This window comes from Roseateles sp. (assembly GCF_044373315.1).
Taxonomy (GTDB): domain Bacteria; phylum Pseudomonadota; class Gammaproteobacteria; order Burkholderiales; family Burkholderiaceae_C; genus JACDQM01.
The window spans coordinates 1-9,150 of sequence record NZ_JBILQK010000118.1 but is presented as its reverse complement, the minus strand read 5'-3'; the positions used below and the strand labels follow the sequence as shown (position 1 = coordinate 9,150).

At 67.7% G+C, this 9,150-nt stretch carries 10 protein-coding genes and 2 pseudogenes; 7 read left to right on the top strand and 5 right to left on the bottom strand.

Annotated elements, in window-relative coordinates; genetic code table 11:
• The 7 genes and pseudogenes from hisH to ACIQ67_RS17905 form a co-directional block, all read left to right on the top strand.
• A pseudogene (hisH, locus tag ACIQ67_RS17935) lies at positions 1–300 on the top strand (imidazole glycerol phosphate synthase subunit HisH); the annotation flags it as partial.
• 68 nt (positions 301–368) lie between these two features.
• Positions 369–1,115, top strand: a complete 747-nt coding sequence (gene hisA / locus ACIQ67_RS17930; protein WP_397535742.1) for a 1-(5-phosphoribosyl)-5-[(5-phosphoribosylamino)methylideneamino]imidazole-4-carboxamide isomerase — start codon at positions 369–371, stop codon at positions 1,113–1,115.
• Complete coding sequence (locus tag ACIQ67_RS17925; RefSeq protein ID WP_397535741.1) at positions 1,112–2,086, top strand: MBL fold metallo-hydrolase; 975 nt, start codon at positions 1,112–1,114, stop codon at positions 2,084–2,086. Before hisA ends, ACIQ67_RS17925 begins: the two co-directional genes overlap by 4 nt.
• Before the next feature lie 44 nt (positions 2,087–2,130).
• Positions 2,131–2,910 (top strand): imidazole glycerol phosphate synthase subunit HisF, encoded by a 780-nt coding sequence (gene hisF / locus ACIQ67_RS17920; protein ID WP_397535740.1) that lies wholly within the window; start codon positions 2,131–2,133, stop codon positions 2,908–2,910.
• Positions 2,911–2,914: 4 nt separating this feature from the next.
• Positions 2,915–3,523, top strand: a complete 609-nt coding sequence (rsmD, locus tag ACIQ67_RS17915; RefSeq protein ID WP_397535739.1) for a 16S rRNA (guanine(966)-N(2))-methyltransferase RsmD — start codon at positions 2,915–2,917, stop codon at positions 3,521–3,523.
• Between the two features lie 42 nt (positions 3,524–3,565).
• A complete protein-coding gene (gene coaD, locus ACIQ67_RS17910; RefSeq protein WP_397535738.1) occupies positions 3,566–4,072 on the top strand; it encodes a pantetheine-phosphate adenylyltransferase in 507 nt (168 codons plus the stop codon).
• A 4-nt stretch (positions 4,073–4,076) separates the two neighbouring features.
• Positions 4,077–4,331 (top strand): YfhL family 4Fe-4S dicluster ferredoxin, encoded by a 255-nt coding sequence (locus tag ACIQ67_RS17905; protein ID WP_397535737.1) that lies wholly within the window; start codon positions 4,077–4,079, stop codon positions 4,329–4,331.
• 24 nt (positions 4,332–4,355) lie between these two features.
• Here the strand turns inward: ACIQ67_RS17905 and ACIQ67_RS17900 are convergent, their stop codons facing one another.
• The 5 genes and pseudogenes from ACIQ67_RS17900 to ACIQ67_RS17880 form a co-directional block, all read right to left on the bottom strand.
• On the bottom strand, positions 4,356–4,904 hold the full coding sequence (locus ACIQ67_RS17900; RefSeq protein WP_397535736.1) for a histidine phosphatase family protein: 549 nt from the start codon (positions 4,902–4,904) through the stop codon (positions 4,356–4,358).
• Positions 4,897–5,685: an adenosylcobinamide-GDP ribazoletransferase gene (locus tag ACIQ67_RS17895; RefSeq protein WP_397535735.1), complete on the bottom strand. Its 789-nt coding sequence runs from the start codon at positions 5,683–5,685 to the stop codon at positions 4,897–4,899. Before ACIQ67_RS17895 ends, ACIQ67_RS17900 begins: the two co-directional genes overlap by 8 nt.
• 42 nt (positions 5,686–5,727) lie before the next feature.
• Complete coding sequence (locus ACIQ67_RS17890; protein ID WP_397535734.1) at positions 5,728–7,275, bottom strand: DUF3369 domain-containing protein; 1,548 nt, start codon at positions 7,273–7,275, stop codon at positions 5,728–5,730.
• 38 nt (positions 7,276–7,313) lie between these two features.
• Positions 7,314–8,360: a nicotinate-nucleotide--dimethylbenzimidazole phosphoribosyltransferase gene (cobT, locus tag ACIQ67_RS17885; RefSeq protein ID WP_397535733.1), complete on the bottom strand. Its 1,047-nt coding sequence runs from the start codon at positions 8,358–8,360 to the stop codon at positions 7,314–7,316.
• 17 nt (positions 8,361–8,377) lie between these two features.
• A pseudogene (locus ACIQ67_RS17880) lies at positions 8,378–9,150 on the bottom strand (cobyric acid synthase CobQ); the annotation flags it as partial.

Here is a 9,150-nt window from a genome sequence, read left to right as displayed (position 1 = left end):
GGCCAGCTGCAGCCCGACGGCAGCCGCTACAAGGTGCCGCAGATGGGCTGGAACCGTGTCAGCCAGGTGCAGCCGCATCCAATCTGGGCGGGCGTGCCTGATGAGGCCTGGTTCTACTTCGTGCACAGCTATTTCGCCCGGCCGTTAGATGCGCGCCACAGCGCTGGCGAAACCGATTACGGGCAGCGCTTTACCTGTGCGGTGGCCCGGGATAACATTTTTGCCACGCAATTCCACCCCGAAAAAAGTGCCGCGCACGGGCTCGCCCTGTATCGCAACTTCCTGCATTGGAAGCCCTGAGGGACCTCGCTTCGCGCGCCCTCACGCACTTTCCATCCACTTTTCAACTCCCAAAGACAACCTCGGCCATGCTGCTGATCCCTGCGATTGACCTCAAAGACGGCAAGTGCGTTCGCCTGCAACAAGGCGATATGAATGTGTCCACCACCTTTGGCGAAGATCCTGCGGCCATGGCCAGGCGCTGGGTGGATGCCGGGGCGCGCCGCCTGCACCTGGTCGACCTGAATGGCGCCTTCGCCGGCAAGCCGGTCAATGAGGCGGCGATCCGCGCCATCCTGCGCGAAGTCGGCAGCGAGATTCCGGTGCAGCTCGGCGGCGGCATCCGCGATCTCGACACCATCGAGCGCTACCTCGACGACGGCCTCAGCTACATCATCATCGGCACCGCCGCGGTGAAGAACCCCGGCTTCCTGCAGGACGCGGCGACGGCCTTCGGCGGCCACATCATCGTGGGCCTGGACGCCAAGGACGGCAAGGTGGCCACTGATGGCTGGAGCAAGCTGACCGGCCACGAGGTGGTGGATCTGGCACGCAAGTTCCAGGACTACGGCATCGAAGGCGTGATCTACACCGACATCGGCCGCGACGGCATGCTCACCGGCATCAATATCGAGGCCACGGTGAAGCTGGCGCAAGCGCTGACGATTCCGGTGATCGCTTCGGGCGGCCTGTCCAACATCCAGGACATCGAAGCGCTGTGCGCAGTCGAAGGCGAAGGCATCGAGGGCGTGATCTGCGGCCGTGCCATCTACACGGGCGACCTGGACTTCGCTGCCGGCCAGCAGCGCGCCGACGAACTGTCGGGCGGCACATGAAGGCTAGGGCCGTTGCCCTGGCGCTGGCCGGCTGTGCGGCGCTGGTGGCGGCGGCGCCGTCTTTTGCCGAGGCCGCCTTCGAGCTTAAGCCGCTGGGGCCGGGCGTCTATGCGGCTATTGATCGCCAGGGCAAGGCCGGCGCCAATGCCGGCTTCGTGATCGGCTCGGAAGCCGTGGCGGTGGTCGACAGCTTTTTCCGGGAGGATGCAGCGCGTGCGCTGCTCGTGGAAATCCGCAAGCTGACGCCGCTGCCGATCCGCTATGTGATCAACACCCACCACCATATCGACCATGTGTCGGGGAATCGCCTGTTTGCCGAAGCCGGGGCGACGCTGGTGGCGCAGCGCCAGGTGCTGGACTGGCTGCAGCCCGAGAACCTCCGCCTGGTCGGTGGAGACAAAGCCAGCGACGCACGCAAGCGCCAGGTGGCCGGGCTGAAGGCGCCGCAGCTGGGCTACGAGCAGCAGCTGAGCCTGGACCTGGGCGGGCGCCGCATCCTGCTGCAGCATCTGGCTGGCCATACCGGCGGCGACACGGCGGTGTGGGTTGCCGATGCGCAGGTGCTGTTTCTGGGCGACCTGATGTGGCGTGCCAGCGTGCCCAACCTGATCGACGCACGCGTGCAGCGCTGGATTCCGACCTTGGATGCGCTGAACACGCTGCCGGCCGGAACCGCCGTCGTGCCAGGCCACGGCGAGATGGCCAATCTGGCGGATATGCGCACCTTCCGCGACTACCTGCGCGATCTGCAGACGCAGGTCGACGCCGCGCTGGCCCAGCCTGGCGAAGCCGAGCAGCGCCAGCAGCAGGTGCTGGACGTGCTGCGTGCGCGCTATGGCCAATGGGCCTACTTCGAGGGCCTGGCGCGTGCCAATGTGCGCGATATGTTCGCCGAGGCTGAAGGCCACAAGCGCACGCCCGAGCCGCAGCCCGCGCCCAGTCTGCCCATGCCCGCCGCTGCGCAGCGCTGACCCCTCGCTTCAGATCGACAACGGAACTCCATTTCTCTCCTGCCATGCTTGCCAAACGCATCATTCCCTGCCTTGACGTGACCGGCGGCCGCGTCGTCAAAGGCGTCAACTTCGTCGAGCTGCGCGATGCCGGCGATCCGGTGGAGATTGCCGCGCGCTATAACGAGCAGGGCGCGGACGAGCTGACCTTTCTGGACATCACCGCCACCAGCGATGGCCGCGACCTGATCCTGCACATCATCGAAGACGTGGCCTCGCAGGTCTTCATTCCGCTGACCGTGGGCGGCGGCGTTCGCAGCGTCGAGGACGTGCGGCGCCTGCTGAATGCCGGTGCCGACAAGGTCAGCTTCAACTCCGCCGCGGTGGCCAGGCCCGAGCTGATCCGCGAGGCCTCCGACAAGTACGGGGCGCAGTGCATCGTGGTGGCCATCGATGCCAAACGGCGCGTCGGCGAAGACCTGGCGGCCAAAGGGCCGGGCTGGGATGTCTACACCCATGGCGGGCGCAAAAACATGCATCTCGACGCGGTGGCCTGGGCGCGCCAGATGGCTGAGTTCGGTGCCGGCGAGATCCTGCTGACCAGCATGGACCGCGATGGCACCAAGAGCGGCTTCGACCTGGAGCTCACACGCGCGGTCAGCGACGCTGTCAGCGTGCCGGTGATCGCCTCGGGCGGTGTCGGCACACTGGATCATCTGGCCGATGGCATCCAGCTCGGCGGCGCCGATGCGGTGCTGGCCGCGAGCATCTTCCACTACGGCGAGTACACGGTCGGCCAGGCCAAGGCGCTGATGGCGCAGCGCGGCATCCCGGTGCGCCTGTGATGCCATGAGACCCGACCCGCACGAATTCAAAAAGCGCCAGGTCGCGCCGGTCGGCGCGCCCAGAGAGGTGCGCATCATCGGTGGGCAGTGGAAGCGCTCCAAGCTGCCGGTGGCCGACCGCCCCGGCCTGCGCCCCACGCCGGACCGTGTGCGCGAGACCCTATTCAACTGGCTGGGCCAGGACCTGAGCGGCTGGCGCGTGCTGGATGCCTTCGCCGGCAGCGGTGCTCTGGGTTTCGAGGCCGCCTCGCGCGGTGCTGCCGAAGTGCTGCTGCTGGAGCGTGATCCGCAGCTGGCGCGCAGCCTGGAAGCCAGCCGCGCGCGTCTCAAGGCCGATCCGGCCCAGCTGCGCATCGAGTCCTGCGATGCCATCGGCTGGATGAGCCGTTCGGCCCCGGCGCGCTTCGAGCTGCTGCTGCTGGACCCACCGTTTGATGCCGGCTTGTTCGAGCCGGCGCTGAAGGCCGCTGCGCCCTTGCTGGTGCCCGGCGGGCTGCTCTATGTCGAGTCGCCCGAGCCCTTGGCGGTGCCGGCTGAGCTGGGCCTGGAGGCCTGGAAGAACGCCCGCGCCGGTGCTGTGCACTATCAGCTGCTGCGCCGCATCGCAGGATAATCCGCCAGCCGTCGTGCTGGCGTCGATCTCAAGGAGCCGAATTTGACTTCCGTGACCGTTCTGACTGCCGTCTATCCCGGCACCTTCGACCCGATGACCCTGGGTCATGAAGACCTGATGCGCCGCGCCAGCCGCCTGTTTGAGCGGCTCATCATCGCGGTGGCGGCCGGCCATCACAAGCGCACCATGTTCTCGCTCGACGAGCGCCTGGAGACGGCGCGCCAGCTGGCGGCCAAGTACCCCAATGTCGAGGTGATCCCGTTTCGGGGCCTGCTGCGCGACTTCGTGCTGGAACACGACGGCAAGGTGGTGGTGCGCGGCCTGCGCGCGGTCAGCGACTTCGAGTACGAGTTCCAGATGGCCGGCATGAACCGCACGCTGATGCCCGATGTCGAGACCGTGTTCCTTACGCCCTCGGACCAGTACCAGTTCATTTCCAGCACCTTTGTGCGGGAGATTGCCACGCTGGGCGGCGATGTTTCCAAGTTCGTGTCACCCTTGGTGCTGCAGAAGCTGCGTGAGCGGCTGGCGAACCGCACGGAGGAGTGAAGACATGGCGCTGATGATCACGGACGAATGCATCAACTGCGATGTCTGCGAGCCCGAGTGCCCGAATGAGGCGATTTCGATGGGCGAGGAGTTCTACCAGATCGATGCCGGCAAATGCACCGAGTGCGTCGGCCACTTCGACGAGCCGCAATGCGTGCAGCTGTGCCCGGTGGCTTGCATTCCGGTGAACCCGGCACATGTCGAGAGCCGCGAGACCCTGATGCAGAAGTATGTGCGGCTGACCGGGCAGGCCGCCTGAACGAGCGCGGCTGAGCCTTGCTGCTCAAGCCAGGCGCCACACCTCACCATAGCCCGGCGCCGCCGGCCATTCCAAGGCACTTGGCCGGCGCTCGCCGTGCTCTTGCAACCAGCGCCTGGCCAGCATCCAGCCACCATGGCTGACCACGCAGCACGCACCGGGTTGCCATGCGGCCACTCGCTGCAAGAGTTGCTGCAGGGATTCACCGCCGGTGGGTGCGTGCCCCAGAAAATCCGCCACCCAGGCTTCCACCGCGGGCTGTCCGATGCGGTCCCAGGTCTGCCCATCCCAGGCGCCGAAGTCGATTTCCAGCAGGCCCGCGTCCAGCCGGTGCTGCCAGCCCCAGCGGCGCAGCCAGCGGCCGACATCGGCGCAGCGGGCCAGCGGCGAGGTCTGCACCTGATGCGGCAGTCGATAGCGGCGCGCATGGGCCTGGATGCGGCGTGCCAGACGCTTGGCGCGGCGCCAGTGCACCGGCAGATCGGTGCCGGCACCGATGCAGCGGCCGGCAGCGCTCTGCGGACGTGGATGGCGCCAGACCCAGAGTGCGGAGTGGCCCGTGGCCTCAGACATGCGCGGCCCAGGCCAGCAGCAGGCTCAGCTCCACCACCTGCTGCGTGGCGCCCAGGTTGTCGCCGGTATAGCCACCCAGCCGGCGCTTGAACCAGGCTCGCATCCACAGCGTGGCGGCCACGCCCGCGGGCAGCGCCCAGGCCAGGCGCTGCGCCGCGTCCGGCAGCAGCAGGGCCAGCGTGCTGGCCAGCAAGGCGACCCACAGCCCGACCACCAGGCAGGTTGCGACCGTCACCTGCGTGGCCAGCGGCTTTGCCTTGGCATGGTCCGGATCACCCGCATAGGGCAGGCTGCGGATCAGCCAGATCGGTGCGGCGCGCGAGGCGCCATGGGCCAGCACCAGGCCGGCCAGCGCCAGGGTCAGGTCTTGCCCCGCCACCAGGGTGTACAGACAGGCGGCCTTCAGCCCCAGCATCAGCAGCAGGCCCAGAGCGCCATAGCTGCCGATGCGCGAGTCCTTCATGATCTCCAGCGAACGGGCGCGGCTGACCGTGCCGCCCAGGCCGTCGCAGGTGTCGGCCCAGCCGTCTTCATGGAAGCCGCCGGTCAGCCAGATGCTGGCCGCCATCGCCAGCAGCACCGCGATCATCGGTGGCCACAGCTGCAGGGCGGCGGCCAGCACGGCGGCGCTGAACAGGCCCACCAGCGTGCCCACCAGCGGGAAGTGGCGGCTGCACTGCTGCAGCCAGGTCGGCTCGAAGCCCACCCAGGCCGGTACCGGCACGCGGGTCAGGAACTGCAGGGCGATGAAGAACAGGCGGAGCTCGTGGGTCGGGCGCATCGGCGGGTGGGAAAGGGTTGGCGCCCCACGGCGCGGCAGAGATCAGTGATCGGGATGACGTTCGTAAAGCGCGCGCACCAGGTCCAGCCGTTCCATCAGCAGGGCAATCAGCTGAGGGTCGAAGCGTTGCCCGGCCTGTTCGCGCATGAAGTCCAGCGCGTCGTCCATGGCCCAGGGATCCTTGTAGCAGCGCTGGCTGAGCAGGCTGTCCAGCACATCGGCCACGGCGACGATGCGGCCGGGCAGACTGATCTGCTCGCCGGCCAGGCCGCGCGGATAGCCCAGCCCGTCCCAGCGTTCATGGTGCTCATGCGCAATGGTCGCGCCCAGCTGCAGGATGCGTTTGTCGCTCTTGCTGAGCAGCTCGTAGCCCAGGCGCGCGTGGCCTTGCATCACTTCCCACTCGGCGGCGTCGAGCTTGCCGGGCTTGTTCAGCACATGGTCGGGCACGCCGATCTTGCCCACATCGTGCAGCGGCGCCGCCTGGCGCAGAAACGCCACCTCGCCAGGCGTCAGCCCGGCAGCTTCACCCATCAGCGCAGCGAGTTCGCTGACGCGCTTCACATGCTGGCTGCCGTCGCGAGCGCGCTGCTCGACCGCCTCGCCCAGGATGTGTACCGTCGCATGGTGGGTGTCCTGCACTTCCTCGCGCAGCAGCAGGCTTTCGTAGGTGAGGGCGACGTTGGCGCAGAAGATCTCCAGCAGCTCGCGCGCGTCGGCGTCCACCGGCTCGGTGAAGACCATGTAGAGCAGGCTTTCGTTGCCGGCCGTGCTGCGGTAGTAGCCGACGCAATGCCGCTCGTCGAAATGGCTGCGCTGCTCGCTCAGCGCACGATCCAGCGCTGAACGCACATCCTCCGGCAGACTGGCCACCTCCTCGTCGACCAACAGGCGCGAATACTCCGAGGTGGCGGCCAGCACTTTCAGGTGGCCCGCCATCTGGGTGGCGGCATAGGCCGAGACCCGGCTGGCACATAGGCCCTGCGCTTCATAGCCGAGCACATGCGCGACCTGTTCCAGCACGGCGGAGGCGAAGCTGCGCAGATTGTGCGAGTCGTAGACCTTGGTGATTGCGTCGATCGAGCGCCGCAGCGAACGCCGCGACTGCTCGATGATCATGATGTCGCGGTAGGAGCGCAGCGCCGAGTAGAAGACCGTGATGAGCTTGCGCTTGGTGAGCTCGGTCTTTTCTTTGTAGTCGTTGATGTCGTAGGTCTTGATGACCTGCTCTTCAGGCGCATGGCCCGGCTGGCCGGTGCGCAGCACGATGCGTGCGTTGCGGTTGCCCAGCTCCTCGCGGATATAGCGCACCAGGTCGAGGCCGGCATGCTCGGACTCCATCACCACATCCAGCAGGATCAACGCGATGTCGCTGCGCAGCGCCAGCATCTCGCGGGCCTCGCTGCCGCTGTAGGCGTCAAGGAATTCCAGGCGTCTGCCGGCAAATTCGAATCCCGACATCACCAGCTGGGTGACCTGGTGCACGGCCGAGTCGTCGTCGACGATCATCACCACCCAGGGATCCAGCGGCTTGTGCCGAATCCCCGGCCCCGGTTCAGGAAGCTCATCGGCGAACACCAGATCGGACATGACCATCCCTTGCTGTTGTGCGCCGCATTATCACCAGATCAGTCGCGTTCGCTCACGCCCGCGCTGGCGAAACTGGCCATCTCGCACAGGATCCTGCAGGCCGACACGAGCAGCGGCCAGGCCAGCGCGGCGCCTGAGCCTTCACCCAGGCGCAGGCCCAGATCCAGCAGTGCATGGGCCTGCAGGGCCTGGAGCATCAGGCGGTGGCCGGGCTCGCCGGATTGGTGGGTGAAGATGCAGCGCTCCAGCACCGCGGGCTGCAGTTGCGCAGCCACCAGCACGGCGGCGCTGGCGATGAAACCATCGACCACCACGACGCGGCGCTCCTGCGCGGCCTGCAGCACCGCGCCCACCATCATCGCGATCTCGAAGCCGCCGAATGCGGCCAGTGCCTGCAGCGGCGTCGCGGCCTGCGCATGGCGTTCCAGCACCTGGGCCAGGATCTGCGTCTTGCGCGCCAGCTGCTCGTCGTCAAGACCTGTCCCCCGACCGACGCAGCTTGCCACCGCCTGGCCTCCCAGCCGTGCCAGCAGCAGGCTGGCGGCCGAGGTGTTGCCGATGCCCATCTCGCCCAGCAGCAAGGCATTGCCGGGCAGGCGGCCGAGCAGCTTCCGCCCGGCAGTGATGGCGGCGGCGCACTGCTCGGCCGTCATGGCCGGTTCTTCCAGCGCGTCGGCGGTGCCGGCGGCGATCTTGGCGATCACCAGCCCGGGCCGCGGCGCGAATTCATGGCGCACGCCCGCATCCACCACGGTCAGCGCCAGGCCATGCTGGCGCGCCAGCACGCTGACCGCTGCGCCGCCGGCCAGGAAGTTCTCGACCATCTGCCAGGTCACATCGCTGGGGTAGGCCGAGACGCCGCGGGCCGCCAGACCGTGGTCGGCGGCGAACACCACCAGCTGTGGCTGCTGCAGCTCGGGCGTTTCGTTGCCCAGGATCAGGCCCAGGCGCAGCATCAGTTCTTCCAGCCGGCCCAGTGCGCCTAGCGGCTTGGTCTTCTGGTCGATGCGCTGGCGCAGTGCGCCGGCCAGGCCAGCGGGATTGAGCTGGGCGAGCGGGGCGATGGTCGGGATCAGGTCTTGCATAGGAAGAATGCTTGCTCTCAAGGGTTCAGCAGTCCGGCAAGGGTGCCGGGCTGGAAGTGGTGGTCGATGTAATCGGCCAAGCCGTCGAAGACGCTGTCCAGCGTGCGCACATCGGCGCCGAACAGCGCGCGCAGCAGGGGCGCTTGTTCAAACAGGCCATGGGCATAGACGCCCAGCACGCTGCCGGACTGCCAGCCCACCACGCCGCCGCTGTCGTCGTGCAAGGCCTCGGGCGCTGCCGCCATACCGGGGTGCTGAACCGTGCGGCCGTGGTGAATCTCATAACCCTCCAGCTTCAGTCCCTGCAGCGCCTGCCAGGGTGCGGCCAGCTGCGCCGCGAAGCGCAGCCGTGCCGGCCGCAGCAGCTTGTCTTTCTCGAACTGCGTCACAAGCGGCAGCAGGCCCAGGCCGGGCGCGTTGCCGTCGATGCCGTGCGGGTCGATCAGGGTTTCGCCCAGCATCTGCAGGCCGCCGCAGATGCCGATCAGCGGTTTTCCGGCGTCGGCGTGGCGCGCGATCACCGCGTCAAGCTTGTGCTCACGCAGCCAGGCCAGATCGGCGGCCACTGCCTTGGAACCGGGCAGGATGATCCAGTCGGCCGCTTCCAGCTCGGCGGCCGTGCGGGCCCAGGTCAGGCGCACGCCCGGGATGCTGCGCAGCGGCTGGAACTCGTCGAGATTGGACAGGCGGGGGTAGGCGACGATGGCAATCCGAGTGAGACGCTGGGGCAGCAAAGTGGAGGAGCCGTTCGCTGGGCCGTTCCCTAGAACGGCGCCGCCCCCACGGGGGG